Source organism: Acinetobacter sp. BMW17, from assembly GCF_001592855.1.
In the GTDB taxonomy this organism is placed as follows: domain Bacteria; phylum Pseudomonadota; class Gammaproteobacteria; order Pseudomonadales; family Moraxellaceae; genus Acinetobacter; species Acinetobacter johnsonii.
Window position 1 is genome coordinate 1 of record NZ_LSOD01000032.1, and the last position, 16,743, is coordinate 16,743.

General features: G+C 38.5%; 14 protein-coding genes and 3 pseudogenes. 8 read left to right on the forward strand and 9 right to left on the reverse strand.

Annotation, left to right across the window (positions count from 1 at the left end; translation table 11 throughout):
• Nucleotides 1-93 precede the first annotated feature (93 nt).
• From AXW61_RS10025 to AXW61_RS10050, 5 genes and pseudogenes are all read right to left on the reverse strand, one after another.
• Nucleotides 94-1,058, reverse strand: a pseudogene (locus tag AXW61_RS10025) (IS3 family transposase); the annotation flags it as partial.
• Nucleotides 1,059-1,394: 336 nt separating this feature from the next.
• The gene (locus tag AXW61_RS10035) at nt 1,395-1,697 is read right to left on the reverse strand and encodes an antibiotic biosynthesis monooxygenase (protein WP_000920558.1); all 303 of its coding nucleotides are present in this window, start codon (nt 1,695-1,697) and stop codon (nt 1,395-1,397) included.
• 332 nt (nt 1,698-2,029) lie between these two features.
• Nucleotides 2,030-2,860, reverse strand: a complete 831-nt coding sequence (gene fghA / locus AXW61_RS10040; protein ID WP_058952258.1) for an S-formylglutathione hydrolase — start codon at nt 2,858-2,860, stop codon at nt 2,030-2,032.
• 228 nt (nt 2,861-3,088) lie between these two features.
• A complete protein-coding gene (locus AXW61_RS10045) occupies nt 3,089-4,201 on the reverse strand; it encodes an S-(hydroxymethyl)glutathione dehydrogenase/class III alcohol dehydrogenase (protein ID WP_005105874.1) in 1,113 nt (370 codons plus the stop codon).
• 21 nt (nt 4,202-4,222) lie between these two features.
• Nucleotides 4,223-4,498: a metal/formaldehyde-sensitive transcriptional repressor gene (locus AXW61_RS10050; RefSeq protein ID WP_005105873.1), complete on the reverse strand. Its 276-nt coding sequence runs from the start codon at nt 4,496-4,498 to the stop codon at nt 4,223-4,225.
• A 467-nt stretch (nt 4,499-4,965) separates the two neighbouring features.
• On the opposite strand from AXW61_RS10050, the gene AXW61_RS10055 reads away from it, so the two are divergent.
• Entirely contained in the window at nt 4,966-5,961 is a 996-nt protein-coding gene (locus AXW61_RS10055) for a zinc-dependent alcohol dehydrogenase family protein (RefSeq protein WP_062034203.1), read from the forward strand.
• The gene (locus AXW61_RS10060) at nt 5,951-6,967 is read left to right on the forward strand and encodes a zinc-dependent alcohol dehydrogenase family protein (RefSeq protein ID WP_062034204.1); all 1,017 of its coding nucleotides are present in this window, start codon (nt 5,951-5,953) and stop codon (nt 6,965-6,967) included. The genes AXW61_RS10055 and AXW61_RS10060 overlap by 11 nt, the downstream gene beginning before the upstream one ends.
• 50 nt (nt 6,968-7,017) lie before the next feature.
• Here the strand turns inward: AXW61_RS10060 and AXW61_RS10065 are convergent, their stop codons facing one another.
• Nucleotides 7,018-7,917, reverse strand: coding sequence for a LysR family transcriptional regulator (locus AXW61_RS10065; RefSeq protein WP_005228683.1), 900 nt, complete (start codon nt 7,915-7,917; stop codon nt 7,018-7,020).
• 135 nt (nt 7,918-8,052) lie between these two features.
• Between AXW61_RS10065 and AXW61_RS10070 the strand changes: the two genes are divergently transcribed.
• From AXW61_RS10070 to AXW61_RS10080, 3 genes are all read left to right on the forward strand, one after another.
• Nucleotides 8,053-8,793: an SDR family oxidoreductase gene (locus AXW61_RS10070; RefSeq protein WP_005093669.1), complete on the forward strand. Its 741-nt coding sequence runs from the start codon at nt 8,053-8,055 to the stop codon at nt 8,791-8,793.
• 73 nt (nt 8,794-8,866) lie between these two features.
• Nucleotides 8,867-9,865 carry a zinc-binding alcohol dehydrogenase family protein gene (locus AXW61_RS10075; RefSeq protein WP_062034205.1) on the forward strand — a complete coding sequence of 333 codons (999 nt, stop codon included), beginning with the start codon at nt 8,867-8,869 and terminating at the stop codon, nt 9,863-9,865.
• A 20-nt stretch (nt 9,866-9,885) separates the two neighbouring features.
• Nucleotides 9,886-10,170 carry a putative quinol monooxygenase gene (locus AXW61_RS10080; RefSeq protein ID WP_062034206.1) on the forward strand — a complete coding sequence of 95 codons (285 nt, stop codon included), beginning with the start codon at nt 9,886-9,888 and terminating at the stop codon, nt 10,168-10,170.
• Between the two features lie 165 nt (nt 10,171-10,335).
• Here the strand turns inward: AXW61_RS10080 and AXW61_RS10085 are convergent.
• A pseudogene (locus tag AXW61_RS10085) lies at nt 10,336-11,287 on the reverse strand (IS5 family transposase).
• Between the two features lie 554 nt (nt 11,288-11,841).
• Here AXW61_RS10085 and AXW61_RS10090 point away from each other — a divergent pair.
• The 3 genes and pseudogenes from AXW61_RS10090 (at nt 11,842) to ribA (ending at nt 13,680) form a co-directional block, all read left to right on the forward strand.
• Nucleotides 11,842-12,573 carry a Fic family protein gene (locus AXW61_RS10090; protein ID WP_062034207.1) on the forward strand — a complete coding sequence of 244 codons (732 nt, stop codon included), beginning with the start codon at nt 11,842-11,844 and terminating at the stop codon, nt 12,571-12,573.
• A gap of 164 nt (nt 12,574-12,737) precedes the next feature.
• Nucleotides 12,738-12,898, forward strand: a pseudogene (locus tag AXW61_RS17815) (Fic family protein); the annotation flags it as partial.
• Between the two features lie 179 nt (nt 12,899-13,077).
• Nucleotides 13,078-13,680 carry a GTP cyclohydrolase II gene (gene ribA / locus AXW61_RS10100; RefSeq protein ID WP_062034209.1) on the forward strand — a complete coding sequence of 201 codons (603 nt, stop codon included), beginning with the start codon at nt 13,078-13,080 and terminating at the stop codon, nt 13,678-13,680.
• Between the two features lie 1,050 nt (nt 13,681-14,730).
• On the opposite strand, the gene trpA is transcribed toward ribA, so the two are convergent.
• A complete protein-coding gene (trpA, locus tag AXW61_RS10110; protein ID WP_062034211.1) occupies nt 14,731-15,516 on the reverse strand; it encodes a tryptophan synthase subunit alpha in 786 nt (261 codons plus the stop codon).
• Nucleotides 15,513-16,724, reverse strand: coding sequence for a tryptophan synthase subunit beta (gene trpB, locus AXW61_RS10115; protein ID WP_062034212.1), 1,212 nt, complete (start codon nt 16,722-16,724; stop codon nt 15,513-15,515). The genes trpA and trpB overlap by 4 nt, the downstream gene beginning before the upstream one ends.
• Between the last annotated feature and the right edge of the window lie 19 nt (nt 16,725-16,743).

Below are 16,743 nucleotides of genomic sequence, written 5' to 3' on the forward strand. Positions count from 1 at the left end.
CAGGTAGGACATTTGATTTGTAGCGTTATTTTCATACCTCTATTTTATCAAAAGCCATATTGTTTTTTTCAGCATACTTTTTGAAACACCGCCACTTTCAGCAACAGCATTATCATGACAGTTGCCGCGTCTACTCATACTGCTTTCAAGATTATGATGCTTTAGAAAGGTTTGCCATTCATGACTGGTATATTGGCTACCTTGGTCTGAATGAATTAATACCTTGTTCTGTGGTTTTCTCCGCCATAACGCCATCAATAATGCATCAAGTACTAAATCAGTGGTGATTCTGGATTTCATCGACCAACCTACAACTAAGCGAGAAAATAGGTCGATGACTACAGCCAAATATAACCAACCTTCATGGGTACGAATGTACGTGATGTCTGTCACCCACAATTGGTTAGGCTGAGTTGGATTAAATTGCCGATCCAAAGTATTTTCAGCAACAATAGCCGGTGCTCCAGCAGATGTTCGTGGTCTACGATAACCCCGCTGTGATTTAAGCCCATTGGCTTTCATCAGGCGATAGACACGATTAATGCCACAGCTTTCACCAATATCATTTAAATCACAGTGAATCTTGCGATAACCGTAAATTCCACCTGATTCTAGCCAAAATTGCTTGATCAGCCCTGTGAGGTGTTGCCGTTGTTTAGCCATTCTACTCAAGGGGTGCTTCAGCCAAGCATAGTACCCACTATGATGAACAGCCAAAGTTGAACATAGAAGACGAACAGGCCATCTATGTTGATTGTCCTGAATAAAGGCATACCTCATTGGGACTGGCTTGCGAAGTATACCGCGGCCTTTTTTAAGATATCTCGCTCTTCAGTAACACGCTGTAATTCTTTCCGCAGTTTGGCAAGTTCAGCGAGTGAAGCATTAGCTTCTGTAATCGCTTTAGGCTGTTGCGGATCATAGCGTTTAATCCATGCATACAAACTATGGGTGGTGGTTCCTAGTCGTGTAGCAACATCAGCAACGCTACGCCCTTTCTCTGTCACTTGTTTGACTGCTTCAATTTTGAATTCTTCTGGGTATCTTTTACTGCTCATAAGCACCTCGTTTATTAGTCATTTTATCTAACTTCAAGGTGTCTATAAAATTGGTAACGATTCAATGATTAAATATTTTAAAAAGCAGATTGGCACGGTTTAGCAGATGTACAAATGCAACAGTAAATTAGATAGATTGGTTCAATATAAAGCATGTACATAGGTGTATTCGTTTATTTACCCTGTTTTGGATATTGACCCATGTAAATGATGAGATTAAGCCAATAAATAAAGTAGCCCAACTTGAATAAAAAGCCTATGACAAACCTCAAAGCGTTAAAGTGCTGCCTTTCATTCAAAATTTCAGGCAGCACCCTCATACATTTAAGCGTCGGTTTAAGCTGGTAGTTTACTCGCCAAAACATCTACTTTTTCAATAGACGGTGGCTCTGAAAATAGCTCTTCGGCCTGAGCCATCAACGCAGCTGCAACCTTGCCAGATAAATGTGCTTGGCGACCCGCCTCATCAGGAAATGCATCAAAAATACCAAATGTTGTAGGTCCAAGACGTAAGCCAAACCACGCAACTGTCGCAGGTTCTTCCATTACAATAGGTAAACCGGCTTTAAGGAAAGCTTCCACTTCGTCTTCTTTACCCGGTTTAGCTTCAAGACGGACATATAAAGCTGTTTTAAGCATGACTAAAACTCCACAATTGATTAGAATTCAAACTGATTCTGTCATTGCTAATGTATGCATGTCAGAAAGTTTTGTTGTATAAAAGTTAAAAAACATCCCATAGCTGAGCCAAAATTTAGGTTTTTATTTCGACATAATGCTATGAATTTATTCAAGTTAATATCATTAACATTTGAATCAAAAAATCAAGATATGAGATGATTAAATTCAATCTTAGTTATATAAGGATCAATTGACTCTACCTTAGATTTATAAGCTGACCTCTTCATCTGGAAGTTATATTGCTCAAGAAGCATTCAAGAACAACATGCACATCTTCATATCTATGAAAGTTATTTAGCTAGGAATTTGCTGTGAAACTCTATATGTTTCTCTATAAAGCTCGCAATGAAGTAATAGCTATGGTCATACCCTTCTCTTAGGTTAAGTGTAAGAGGATATTCTTGTTCCAAACAAATATCACTAAGAAGCTTAGGTCTTAACTGTTCTTCAAGAAAATCATCAGCTGTTCCCTGATCGACTAAAATAGGTAAATGAACTTCATCGTTTTTGATTAATTCAATCGCATCATAGCTTTTCCATAAAGTTTCGGTTTCACCTAGGTAGTGTGTAAAAGCCTTTTTCCCCCAAGGTACTTGGCTAGGTGCAACAATTGGTGCAAAAGCAGAAATACTTTTATACAGCTCAGGGTTTTTTAAACCAATTACTAATGCACCATGACCACCCATGCTATGCCCCATAATGCTTTGGACTTGGTTGGTCGGAAAATTCAGGTCAATCAGATTTCTGAGCTCTTCCACAATATAATCATACATTTTGAAATGCTGTGACCAGGGTGCTTGTGTTGCATTCACATAGAATCCTGCGCCTTGGCCTAAATCATAATCTGCATGATCTGGTACATCCTCTCCACGTGGGCTGGTATCTGGTGCAACAATAATGACTTTATGTTCAGCCGCATACTTTTGTGCTCCGGCTTTAGTAATAAAGTTCTGTTCGTTGCAAGTCAGTCCTGATAACCAATATAAAACTGGCAACTTCTCATCTTTGTCATGAGGTGGCAGATATATTGAGAATTTCATTGAACAGTTTAATGCTATTGACTGATGGCGATACACTTCTTGCGATCCACCAAAAGAAGCATGTTTCTCAATTATTTCCATAATCAATTACCTATGTTGAGCAAGACTTCATGAGAAATCGAGTAAACAAAGAGTCTGACATTCTCCACAGAGAATACTGATAAAGATTTAAAATGTAGGCAGGTTTGTTGAACCTATACATGATGGATACATAGATAGATCTGTTTTACAGATGATGTGCCGTTTTAGAGGATTCCATGCATGTCAATCATGATTCACATGCATGGAAAAGTATAAGGTCTGACGGAATTATTCGTAATGAATTACAGTACGAATTGACTTACCTTCATGCATTAGATCAAAGGCTTCATTGATCTGATCCAAGCCCATGGTGTGTGTCACAAATGGTTCTAATTGAATTTTACCTTTCATGGCATCTTCAACCATTCCTGGAAGTTGCGTACGACCTTTTACCCCACCAAAGGCAGAACCTAACCATCTACGACCAGTAACCAGTTGGAATGGACGGGTAGAGATTTCTTGACCTGCGCCAGCTACACCAATAATTACGGATTGTCCCCAGCCACGGTGTGCACTTTCAAGGGCTGCACGCATCACATTCACGTTACCAATACACTCAAATGAATGATCTACACCCCAGCCAGTCATTTCGACAATTACTTGCTGGATTGGTTTATCGTAATCTTTAGGGTTCAAGAAGTCCGTTGCACCAAACTCTTTTGCCAGCGCAAATTTATCTGGATTCATGTCAACCACAATAATACGCCCTGCTTTAGCTTGACGTGCGGCTTGTACGACTGCCAAACCAATACCACCTAAACCAAAGACCGCAACACTATCACCTTCTTGTACTTTAGCCGTGTTGTGTACTGCACCGATACCCGTTGTGACACCACAACCCAGTAAGCAGACATGTTCGTGATTGGCTTCAGGATTGATTTTAGCCAATGATACTTCTGCCACTACAGTGTATTCACTGAACGTTGAGCAGCCCATATAGTGGTAAATCGGTTGACCATTGTAGGAAAAACGAGTGGTACCATCTGGCATTACGCCTCTACCTTGAGTTTCGCGAACGGAAATACACAAGTTCGATTTTCCAGATTTACAGAATACGCACTCGCCACATTCAGCAGTGTAAAGTGGAATAACATGATCACCTGGTTTGACGCTAGTCACGCCTTCACCAACCTCAACTACAACACCAGCACCTTCATGCCCGAGAATAGCGGGAAAAACACCTTCAGGATCATCGCCAGATAAAGTAAATGCGTCTGTATGACACACACCGGTATGGGAGATCTTGATTAATACTTCACCTTTCTTCGGTGGTGCAACATCAACTTCAACAATTTGAAGAGGTTGACCAGGACCAAACGCAACGGCAGCACGTGACTTCATGGAATAATTCCTTATACAGATCTACTTTAAATATGATTTTAGAATCTTGGCGATTTCAGCCAATTCTTCTTTTCGTTGTTGTTCTGTGGTTTCACCTGATACTAATGTGTCCTTTAAATGAACCTCCAACATTTCATTCATTAAACCATTAATAGCACCACGCACAGAGCATATTTGTTGCAGAATTGCACCACATTCCACATTATCTTCTAACGCTTTTTCAATCGCTTGCGTCTGACCTTTGATCTTTCTGACGCGTAGAAGAATCTTTTTTTTGTCGTCAACCTGATTAGGCATCAGACCTCCTTATTTGCTAGCATTTATACTATAGTACCCCATAGTATAAAAAAAGCAATATTTTTTATAAATCGAAAATTAAAAAGATCTTTAGCGAAAATTTTCTATCCCTGTTTTTAGTTTTTTTAAATTAACATCATAGAGCTTATGCGAAAGTCACAAAAAAAATGGGACTTTTAGCTCCCATTTTTATTTTGGCTCATGTTCTTTGTAATGCTGGGACCTTTTAGAATTATGTTTCCAACTTTTAGCCACTTTGTAGATATTTTGAACGTTTCAAGCCTTGAAAATACTACCAACAGTTTAGGTTAAACCGCCTTTACAGACTGTACTAGAATATTTTTAATGAGCGTATGATATTTATTATTCACTATTTAGGAATTATTAAATCCTATAAATATCATTTATTGGATTAATTTACTTTGGTACTGTGCATATCATCCCCCAGTTAAGAATAAGGAACAACTATGAATAAGATGATGAATGCTCTTATCCTAGAAAATTTTGGTGATCATAAATTTACACGTACAGAACTCCCTATACCTCAACCAGAGGCTGGGCAAGTTCTAGTACGTGTTCATGCTAGTGGTGTAAACCCTATTGATTATAAAATTCGTCTTGGTGAAGCACCATATGCTATGCCAGAGCTTCCTGCCGTGTTGGGAACGGATATGGCTGGGGTTGTCACTGCTGTTGGTGAAGGTGTCACCCACTTCAACGTTGGAGATGAAGTTTACGGTCTGATTGGTGGCGTTCGTGGTCTTCAAGGATCTTTAGCAGAATATGTTGTAGCAGATGCTGATCTGATCGCATTAAAGCCACGGAATATCTCTATGCGCGAGGCAGCAGTACTACCATTGACGTTCCTCACCGCTTGGGAAGGTTTAGTGGATAACGCGAAGGTCCAACCAGGGCAAACTGTACTGGTTCAGGGTGGTGCTGGTGGCGTTGGTTATATGGTTGTTCAGCTTGCAAAAGCACTTGATGCAAATGTTTGGGCGACTGGTCGTACAGCTGATCAATCACTGATTTCAGAACTCGGTGCAACACCTCTCGATTACACAACAGCATCTTCCGATGACATTATTGCTGCAAGCCCTGAGGGTCAAGGTTTTAACATTGTTTACGACACTGTGGGTGGTCCAGTACTCGAAGCTTCACTTTCCATGACAACTCACTATGGCCACATTACCAGCTGTGCTGCATTTGGTAATCATAATTTAGCGAGTTCATCTCTACGGTGTGCCACAGTGTCTGGCGTATTCGTCCTAATGCCGATGTTAACAGGCAATCGCCGTTCTCATCATGGCGATGTCCTTAAGGTCGCGACTCGTCTCGTTGAGGAAGGTAAACTGCGTCCTATTGTTGATCCTCGTCATTTTACTCTAGACCAAGCGATTGAAGCTCATGATGCTGTTCAAGATCGCTCTGCCAATATTAAGGTCGTTATTGATGTCATTTAACGCACTTCAGGCCAAGACTTGGCGCTTCAATTGTATTGGAGATACAGATGTTCTGACATTAGAAACACTTCCTGTTGCTTTACCAGCAGCAGGAGAAGTTCTAATCCAGATGAAAACGATCGGACTCAACCGGGCTGATGTAATGTTTCGGCGTGGTACTTATATTCAAAAGGCAGTATTCCCTTCTCGTCTGGGATATGAGGGAGCAGGCATAGTTCTGGCAATAGGTGAAGGTGTACGCCAATTTTCTCCAGGAGATGCAGTATCGATTCTTCCGACTGACAATCTAGCCAAATATGGGACATATGCGGACAAACTTCTGATTCCAGAAACTTTTTTAGTTCACAAACCTGATAGTTTAAGCTGGGAAGAAGCTTCTTCAATCTGGATGCAGTATTTGACGGCTTGGGGTGGTGTAATCCATGCTGGTGGAGTTTCGAAAGGAAAAACGATCTTGATTACAGCAGCTTCAAGTAGCGTAGGACTAGCTGCGATACAGATAGCTGAAGCAGCGGGTGCTAAGGTCATTGCAAGTACACAGACGATAGAGAAAAAGCAACGTTTACTGGATCTCGGTGTTAAAAATGTTATAGCCAGTGAAGATGAACCAGATTTGTATGAGGCGCTTGTTTTACGTTTAGGTGGAGAATATCTTGATGTCGCCTTCGATGCTGTAGGAGGACCGCATATTGAACAGATTGCAAAAGCGATGTCTGTGGGAGGAACTATGGTTATGCATGGTGCACTTAGCCCGGAGATCACACCATTTCCCCTTAAAGTTGCATTACGCAAGAGCTTAACCATGCGAGGTTTTTTGTTCCTCGAGGTTCTCCATGACCCTGTTCTAAGGGAGCAAGCCAGACGATTTATTCTTAGCAGTATAGGTGCAGGATATCTTCGTCCAGTGATCGACTGTTGCTTTAACTTTGAGAACATGCATGACGCTCAGCGCTATCTTGAATCAAATCAGCAAATAGGAAAAATTGTAGTTACTCTAAATACATAATGGTCTTATCTGATTTCTACTTTCTAGAAAAAAGGTTAGTTCCATCTGATTCAGGTTTCTATATGGCCCAGCACTTCCGCTAAGTAATCAAACAATGCTCGGATTCGCAAAGGTGTCGGGCCCCGCTGTGGACGATATAAATACAGGCGCCAAACAGGAGAGGTTTCCTCATGAAGTATCTGAATGAGCTTACCACTCCTAAGCCACGGCAAAACTAGAAATCCAGGCATGTGTCCGAATCCAACTCCTGCGAGAATAGCTTGAAATTCAGCTTCTAGATCATCTGTAATAAAACGGGGCTTTGATGGCGTAAAGCTTCGACTTTCGGTGAATGTCCATGGCCAGTAACGCCCTGTTTTATGATCGACTAGTGCTGTTAGAGGGTATTTATCAAGGTCAATAATTTTTTTGGGCATTCCAACCTTATCAATTAACTCTGGCGTACCCACAGAATAAAAGTTCACTTTAGCCAATTCCCTTGCCACATATCGATTGTCCGGCAAAAATCCAAATCTGATCCCGATATCTATCCGCTCATCGATCACATCCGAGTGTGAATCTGTTAGCACACAATCCACGACAATATCTGGATAACGTGTGGCAAATTCTGCTAGTGCAGGTACTACCAATTTACGCCCTAACACAGACGACACAGTAAGACGGACAGTCCCACGCATTTCATCTCGTTTTTCCTTGGTGTCTTTTACAAGCAAAGCATCGATCGATCCCACCGCAAAACGTGCTTGCTTTGCCAAACGCTCACCATCAGCAGTAATTTTAATTTGTCGAGTACTCCTGTAGAACAGAATTTCTCCGCGCTGCTCTTCTAGCTCCTTTATTGCCCGTGTCACTACCTGCGGGGAAATACCGAGCTGAGTTGCTGCCTCTTTAAAATTTCGACACTCTGCTGCGACACAAAAGATACGTATCATTTCCAATTTGTTCTGCATGTCCAATCCTGTGTTATGGTAATTATTCCGTAAATAGGAATTCTGAAAGATAATATTATTCATTTATTATACCTAACAAGGCTGTAATACTTAATCCATCAAATATGATTGACAGATAGGTTGAAGGTTACTTGTATGAATAATATAGAAAATAAAGTTATTGTTATCACAGGTGCAAGTAGTGGTTTAGGTGAAGCTACTGCTCGCTTACTTGCTAAAAAAGGTGCAAAGGTTGTACTTGGTGCTAGACGTACTGAAAAATTAGAGGCTATTGTTCACGATATTCGTGCTGAAGGTGGTCAAGCTGAATTTATTGGTATGGATATAACCAAACCACATGAAGTACAAGCACTTATTGAAAAGGCATTAAGCGCATTTGGTCAAATCGATGTATTGGTAAACAATGCTGGATTAATGTCTATTGCACCATTAAGTGAGCTAAAAGTTGATGAATGGGATCGTATGATCGACATTAATATTAAAGGTGTTCTTTATGGTATAGCAGCTACTCTACCTGTTTTCCAAAAACAAAACTTTGGACACTTTATTAATCTCGCATCTGTTGCAGGGTTAAAAGTATTTAGTCCAGGAGGTACTGTTTATAGCGGTACTAAGTTTGCTGTAAGAGCCATCTCTGAAGGACTTCGTCATGAAGTTGGGGGAACAATTAGAACGACGACTATTGAGCCTGGTGCAGTTGAGTCAGAACTAAAATTTGGTTCTTCTCATAAAGAAAGTTCAGAGTTCGTTACGGATTTCTACAAACAAGCCATACCAGCTGACTCAGTCGCTCGAGCAATTGCTTATGCAATTGAACAGCCTGCGGATGTAGATATTAATGAAATTGTTTTGCGCCCAACGAGCCAAGAGTTTTAATTATTGAATAACAAAAAATGGGAGCACTTCGCTTCCATTTTTACTATATTTTTTTAAAGTTGTGGACAAATCTATGAAAGCCGTATCGTATGTTATAAATAACCATGATGATTTTAAAAATTCATTGGTAGATATTGAAAAAGCGAAGCCTACGCTTAAGGAGCGTGATGTACTGGTAAAAGTTCAGGCAATCTCTGTGAATCCAGTTGATACCAAAGTGAGAAAAAATTCGTCTGAAGCAAATAATCGTATTTTAGGTTGGGATGCCGTTGGGGAAATTATTGAAATTGGCTCAAAAGTTACCTCGTTTAAAGCAGGAGATTCTGTTTGGTATGCTGGCGATTTAACCCGAGATGGTAGTAATGCTGAGTTTCAAGCAGTCGATGAACGAATTATCAGTCTTAAACCAATTACAGTATCTAATGCAGAAGCCGCAGCATTGCCATTAACTGCTATAACGGCATGGGAAATGCTGTTTGATCGGTTTCAAATTTCAGAAACAGAAGTTGGCAGTATTTTAATTATTGGTGGTGCAGGCGGTGTAGGATCAATTGCTATCCAACTCCTAAAAGCAAAAACAAATCTGACCGTTATAGCAACAGCTTCACGTGAAGAAACGAAATCTTGGGTGGAATCACTTGGTGCCGACCATGTCATTGATCATAGCAAAGATTTAAATGCACAAATCGAGACACTAGGCGTTGAAAAACCAAAGTATGTATTCTCTACAAATCATACAGAAACCTATATCAAGCAAATAGTTTCTCTGATTGGACCACAAGCCAAGCTTGGATTGATCGATGATCCACAAACATTTGATATTATGCCGTTTAAGACTAAATCTATTTCTATCCATTGGGAGTTGATGTTCACCCGTTCAATGTATGAAACCGATGATATTGAAAAGCAAGGTGAGCTATTGCAACAGGTTGCCCAATTAGTTGACCAGCAAAAAATTAGAAGTACCCTCAACCAAAATCTAGGCAAAATTAACGCTGCAAACTTGGAGAAGGCGCATAAGTTACTTGAATCAGGCAAGTCAAAAGGCAAAATTGTACTAGAAAACTTCTAAAACAAACTCAAGGTGAAATAATGACTATTTCAGTAATTGCGAACATTAAGGCAAAATCAGATCAAAAAGAGACGTTAGAAGCGCTTTTAAAAAGTGTAATAGAGCCTACGCTTCAAGAAGAAGGATGCTTGAAATATGAGCTTTATATTAGCGAAAATGACTCGAGTAGATATTTCTTCTTAGAAGAATGGCGTAGCAGAGAGGATTTAGATATCCATATGACCTCTGATTATATTCAAAGTTTATTTGGTAATATCCAATCGCTCATTGAATCAAGTGATATTGTAGAAATCAAAAAAATATAGCTGTATTCGGACATTATGATGAAGTATTCTTCAAATTAACATAGAGACTTAGAAAGCCAACATAAAAATAGGAGCTCTAAGCTCCTATTTTTTCTGGTTTTTTTCATTTTTAGGGCTTTGTTGCACAAAGATTTGAAAGGCAAAGCGCCCCTAATTGAGCCAAATTTAAGGTGTAACTTGGGTAAGTGGTCGACCTAATTCAATAAATCTGTTGAGGACAGTTACACGTGCATGAATCTCATTAACTTGGCTATCAAACCTCCTTGCACTGAGTTTATCTCCTAATAATTTAATGCAGTGCATCTTAGTTTCAACCAAACTTCGCCGATGATAGCCTGACCATTTTTTCCATAGTGCCCTGCCTGAGAAGCACTGTTTCGCAAGATTAACTGTTCGAAGTAATTCATTTCGCTCTAGCGAGCTGCTTGTTCTTTGTATCTTTCCATGGTTTCGCATTTTTTTCTAGGTGGAATCATTGCATGCGCTTGCCGATCTGCAATGACCTGACGGCATTACTTGGTGTCATAAGCTCCATCGGTATAAACAGAGTCAATCCGCTCATCTTGTGGAATCTGATTAAGTAAATCACCAAGCACCTGTGAATCACTGACATTATTGGTTGTAAGCTAAACTGCTCGTATTTGCAGGGTTTTATCATCTATACCAATATGTAATTTACGCCATTGGCGACGAAATTCAGGTCCATGTTTCTTGCGTTTCCATTCGCCCTCACCTAGAAACTTCATGCCTGTAGAGTCCATGAGTAGATGCAGTCCATCGCTACTTTTTGGTAGCTGATTACAATATCAATATGCTTTTGTCTTCTACAAAGCGTGGTGTAATCTGGCGCTGTCCAATTTAATCCGCAAAGTTTAATCAGACTTTGCACAAAGCCAGTGACCATACGTAGAGACAAACGGAATAAGGATTTAATCATTAAGCAGCATTGGATGGCAGCATCGGAGTGGGTTTGATTTCGTCCTTGTTTGCCTTTTGATGGAGCATATCATTACATAGCTGGATCAAACCAAATGGCAATATTTCCATGATTAATGAGAGCTCGGTTATATGCGGGCCAATTGGTTGTACGATAAATTTTAGGTGTAGGCTTATTCATTTGAAAATTATATTGTGGGATAAACCTTAGATATAGGTTTGTGTAACAAAGCCGAGCTCAAATGAGACCCCATATTTAACATGGTCAAAATATTAGCTAAACGATCAGCTAATCGCTCATGAGTAGAACTATTTTGTTTCATCAATCAATAAGCAAATTTATGTGGGTGCATGGACAGATTGTGTCATCGTTATCAATCTTTAATCTTATTTATTAAAAATTTTAAATGTTGTTTAAAGTTCATTTTATTTCATTAAATAATACAAATTCTCATCTTTGCTGATGGGATGGCGTCAATTGAACTCAAATCCTAAGCTATTGATTTATTGAATTATAAAGTCAATAGCATTTTACCTATACCCATTTTTTACCCAAATTAGATTTAGTGCATTGAATCACAAAAATAATCTTGTTCAAATCCAACTAAAGGATTTGAAATGGTGTACTCATTATACCATCTTTATAGCTCAACCAAAATATTATAATATAACATTACATTTTTGATATTTATTTTTTGATGTATTATTCAGAAAGACACATTCAGGGTTAAAGTTATGTTTGAAATTATTGATGATTTAAAGAAAAAATTAGATCAATATCGCCCTTTATCTCCTGCAATTGTAAAAAATTTACAAGAAGATCTTATTGTCCGCTGGACCTATCATTCAAATGCCATAGAAGGTAATACTCTTACACTATTGGAAACCAAAGTAGTTCTTGAAGGTATTACTGTAGGTGGAAAAGCGTTAAGAGAACATTTCGAAGCGATAAACCATAGAAATGCGATTTACTACGTCGGAGACATTATTCGTAAGGAAGAACCATTTTCAGAATGGCAAATTCGCAATATTCATCAACTTATTTTAAAAAATATTGATGATGAGAATGCTGGGCGTTATCGTCAGCAAAATGTATTGATTTCTGGTGCTACTACTACCCCTCCTGACTATACTTTATTAAATGACAAGATGGCTCAGCTAATCGATTGGTATAACCTTGAAGCATATAAACTTCACCCGATTGAACGTGCAGCCAAAGTACATGCGGATTTTGTGGGTATCCATCCATTCATTGATGGCAATGGTCGCACATCACGTCTTTTGATGAATCTGGAACTGCTTAAAGCAGGCTATCCACCCTGTGTGATTACTGTAGAAAATCGTTTAGCTTACTATGAAGCATTGGATCAATGGATGGCTTCTGGAAAGACTGAAGCATTTATTCGGTTAGTTTCCGAGGCGGTACAAGACGGATTTAAACCGTATCAAGTTGTTTTAGGAATATAGAACTATACTAACTTACATTTTTCTTCATTTATCTTTGCTTAAGACATTTTTGTTTATTCGGCCGGGATAGTGTGCGCACAGCAAAAAAATTAAACCTTTTTTTATTAAAACATTTACAACCAACCTACTTCATTGTATCGCGAAAAGTTAGCAGGCTAAAAAATATTAATGGCAATGTATCTACATTACAGCTGTTAATGAACCTCAAGCTGCTGAATTCTGAATATCCACCTTGTATCATCAGTGTTGATAATCGATTGGCTTACTATAAAGCTTTAGATTATGGATGGCTTGTGGAAAACGAAGCTTTTGCATATTTTTATAAAAAATTCTAACCTCAATAAAATTATTCTTAATAACATTTCACATAAAATTCACTATTAAATACCTATACTTGAATTGGAAGTAAAACGCTGAAATTTAGAACCACAAAAATTTAGCAAGTGCTTTTAAGGTAAATTTAGTAATTTTACCAATTATAAATTTATATAGGTGTATTCTTCAATGGCTATAGAATTTGTTTCCAAATCAAAGTTACCTACAGCGTTTGGTGATTTTGAAATTATGGCATTTCAAGACCAAAGTACTGGTGAAGAACATATCGCTCTTGCCAAAGACATGGATACTATTTCTAATCAACCTGTACTCGTCAGAATTCATTCAGAATGTTTAACAGGTGATGCTTTTGCTTCACTGAAATGTGACTGTGGCCCCCAATTACATTCAACCATGAAAATGATTAATGACGCTGGTCAAGGTGTGATTTTATACCTTCGCCAAGAAGGTCGTGGCATAGGATTAACCAATAAAATTCGAGCCTATGCACTCCAAGATCAAGGACATGACACTCTCGATGCCAACTTATTATTAAATTTACCAGCAGATGCTCGTAAATATGACATGTGTACTATTATGTTAGATTATTTAAAAATAAAGAATGTAAAACTCATTACAAATAATCCGTTTAAAATTAAATCTTTAACTGATTTAGGAATTAACGTTGTTGAACGTATTCCTTTAAAAGTTGGTTTAAATATTTTCAACAAAGCTTATTTAGAGACTAAGCAAAAACGTATGTCACATCTGTATGATAATAGTGATTTTTAAAAATCGATTACTTTCAATAAAAAAATTTACACTCAAAGTTCCATTTCCTTTATGGGAGAAGGTTTTATCACTTATATTTCTTAATAAATTGACTTTTTAGATTCTCAAATAAAATACAACAAAGATTGAATTACTAAGAGAAAGCAAGATGTGCTAGCATTTTGCTTCCGACAAAAAAGTCAAAGTTGTATCATGAACTATACTCATCTTACCCAAGAAAAATGATATCAAATTTATACATTATTACGTCAGGGTTTTTCTAAGCGTTATATCGTTTGGAGAGTGAATCGTTAACCTTCAACCATTTCTAGAAAAATCAAACACAATCTGGCGAGAAATGGCTATTTTGCTAAATATGCCAATAAAGTCATTCGACGGCGACATTGCCAGAATCGTAAAAGAATCTCTTGTGAAGTGTGAGCACATGTCATCTCTTATCTTGATCTTCAATGGAGTCCTGAACAGATTGCTTCTCGTGTTCCAATCAGTTTGCATTCAATTTACCGCTTTATACGTTAGGATAAAAATAAGGGTGGTACAATCTTTCATAACATGCGCTTCAGACATCAAAGAAAGAGAAAGTACGGCTCTTCTGAAATCCTTGGTCAGCTGAGTCATCGTAAAAGCATTCATGATAGGCCTGTTGAGATTGCGCAGCGGACTCGTTTTGGTGATTTAGAAATAGATACGATTGTTAGTAAGAAGCATCAGCAATCATTGGTCTATATTGTAGATAAGAATACAGGTTATTTATGGCTGAACAAGTGTAGCTGAATAATTAGAAATAGACTGGTATTTCGCAGATCCTTATAGCACTTGGCAACGAGGTACGAATAAAAATACAAACCACTCAATAATTAATTATATAAAAAACATAAACTTAAACACATATACGGATGAATATATCTCAAAAATCACTCAACGTCTAAATCATCGGCCAAAAAAAGACTCGGCTTTAAAAAGTCCGAGTCAGATATTATTGCACCAACAAGGGGTTGCATTTCAAATGCTAATCTAAGCTTGAAATATACTGATTTAAAAAACACTATATTATTTATTTTCTCTCAGGATTTGCGAAAAAACTGTGACTTTTTCTAAAGTCGCATTCATCCCCTTATTAAAAAAAGTATTGACAAGTGCTGAGCCAATGATAATAAGATCTACTTTATTGGCTAATGCTTTAACATGACTTTCATTTTTGATCCCAAAGCCAATTGCAACTGGAATATTAAAAATAGGCTTGATTTCAGCAATCTTTTTCTCAATATTGGGTAGATTTAAATGCCCCCCTGTTAAGCCATTTTCTGCAACATGATATAAAAAACCTGTCGCGCGCGCTGAGATTTGCTCTAACCTTTCAACTGGGGTAGTCGGCGCTGTCATTGCAATTAAATGCATATTTTTTTCATTTAATTGCACTTCAAAGTTTTCTCGATATCCATATGGAGCATCTAAAATCAATATTCCATCTATAAGATTTTCTGTATCGGCGACAAGTGTTTCGAAATCATATTGCATCATCGGATTTAAATAAGTCATAAAAATTATTGGTGTCTTGTCATCATGCAGCCTGATTGCTTTTACCAACTCAATGGTCTGTTTTACCGTTTGACCTGCACCTAAAGCCCGAAGATGTGCTGCCTGAATGATCTCTCCATCTGCCACTGGATCAGAAAATGGAATACCCACTTCAATAATGTCAGCCCCTGCTTGACCCAATTGGCTTAACAAACGACAACTTTCTGTAAAATTAGGATCTCCAGCAGTAAAATAACAAACCAGACCGCTTCGATTTTCCAGTTTCAATTGCTCTAATTTTTGATCTAGACGGTTCATGCTGTAGCTCCTGCAAGATATTTTTTGACCGTGTTTAAGTCTTTGTCTCCTCTGCCACTTAAATTGACAATAATAATCTGTTCTGGCTGCATTTCTTGAGCAAGTTGAATCGCATATGCAATCGCATGAGAACTCTCAAGCGCAGGAATAATGCCCTCCTGTTGGCTTAAAAGCTGAAATGCATTTACAGCTTCTTGATCGGTTATAGCCGTATATGTCACACGTCCTGTTTCAAACAGAATGCCATGCTCAGGGCCAATACCAGGATAATCTAAGCCGGCTGATATAGAGTGTCCTTCTAAAATCTGCCCATCTAAATCTTGTAATAAATAGGTTAAATTGCCATGTAGCACACCGACTTGACCTTTGCAAACAGAGGCGGCATGTTCACCGCTATTTGTTCCTTTTCCACCTGCCTCAACGCCAAACATTTTGACATTCAGGTCTTCTAGAAAGGGATGCATCAACCCTAATGCATTTGATCCACCACCAACACAAGCAACTAAGGCATCAGGCAATTTATTTTCTTTGAGGAGTATTTGGTTTCTGGCTTCTAGACCAATAATTTTCTGAAATTCTCTGACCATCGTCGGATATGGATGAGGGCCTGCGCCAGTACCCAACAGGTAATAGGTTGTATCCACATGACGAATCCAGTCACGTAATGCTTCATTCATGGCATCTTTTAAAGTCCCACGACCTTTTTGAACACTTCTGACTTCAGCACCGAGTAATTTCATGCGTTCAACATTCATTTGTTGGCGCTGAATATCTGTTTCTCCCATAAAAATGGTACATTTCATCTTAAAAAGCGCGCAAACCGTTGCTGTTGCAACACCATGTTGTCCAGCACCCGTTTCTGCAATGATTCTGGTTTTCCCCATAAATTTGGCCAATAAGATTTGCCCAACACAATTATTAATCTTATGCGCACCCGTATGGTTCAAATCTTCTCGCTTGAGATATATTCGAGCACTGCCTGCATATGCTGTTAGGTTTTTTGCATAGAAAAGAGGACTAGGACGTCCAACAAAGTCCGTTAAAATCTGCTGATATTCAGCCCAAAATTCAGGTTTGTGCCGAACAGTATTAAAGGCTTGCTCTAATTCTTGAAGTGCTGGCATTAAGCTTTCTGGCATGTAACATCCGCCAAATTTACCAAAAAATCCCAAGTCATCAGGACCATTACCTGTATAAGGGGTTGTCATCTCATATCTCTTGCTGTAT

Coding starts and splice junctions, on each gene's coding strand:
- AXW61_RS10035 (WP_000920558.1), bottom strand. CDS start 1,697: ATGCTTAAAACAGCTTTATATGTCCGTCTTGAAGCTAAACCGGGTAAA.
- fghA (WP_058952258.1), bottom strand. CDS start 2,860: ATGGAAATAATTGAGAAACATGCTTCTTTTGGTGGATCGCAAGAAGTG.
- AXW61_RS10045 (WP_005105874.1), bottom strand. CDS start 4,201: ATGAAGTCACGTGCTGCCGTTGCGTTTGGTCCTGGTCAACCTCTTCAA.
- AXW61_RS10050 (WP_005105873.1), bottom strand. CDS start 4,498: ATGCCTAATCAGGTTGACGACAAAAAAAAGATTCTTCTACGCGTCAGA.
- AXW61_RS10055 (WP_062034203.1), top strand. CDS start 4,966: ATGAATAAGATGATGAATGCTCTTATCCTAGAAAATTTTGGTGATCAT.
- AXW61_RS10060 (WP_062034204.1), top strand. CDS start 5,951: ATGTCATTTAACGCACTTCAGGCCAAGACTTGGCGCTTCAATTGTATT.
- AXW61_RS10065 (WP_005228683.1), bottom strand. CDS start 7,917: ATGCAGAACAAATTGGAAATGATACGTATCTTTTGTGTCGCAGCAGAG.
- AXW61_RS10070 (WP_005093669.1), top strand. CDS start 8,053: ATGAATAATATAGAAAATAAAGTTATTGTTATCACAGGTGCAAGTAGT.
- AXW61_RS10075 (WP_062034205.1), top strand. CDS start 8,867: ATGAAAGCCGTATCGTATGTTATAAATAACCATGATGATTTTAAAAAT.
- AXW61_RS10080 (WP_062034206.1), top strand. CDS start 9,886: ATGACTATTTCAGTAATTGCGAACATTAAGGCAAAATCAGATCAAAAA.
- AXW61_RS10090 (WP_062034207.1), top strand. CDS start 11,842: ATGTTTGAAATTATTGATGATTTAAAGAAAAAATTAGATCAATATCGC.
- ribA (WP_062034209.1), top strand. CDS start 13,078: ATGGCTATAGAATTTGTTTCCAAATCAAAGTTACCTACAGCGTTTGGT.
- trpA (WP_062034211.1), bottom strand. CDS start 15,516: ATGAACCGTCTAGATCAAAAATTAGAGCAATTGAAACTGGAAAATCGA.
- trpB (WP_062034212.1), bottom strand. CDS start 16,724: ATGACAACCCCTTATACAGGTAATGGTCCTGATGACTTGGGATTTTTT.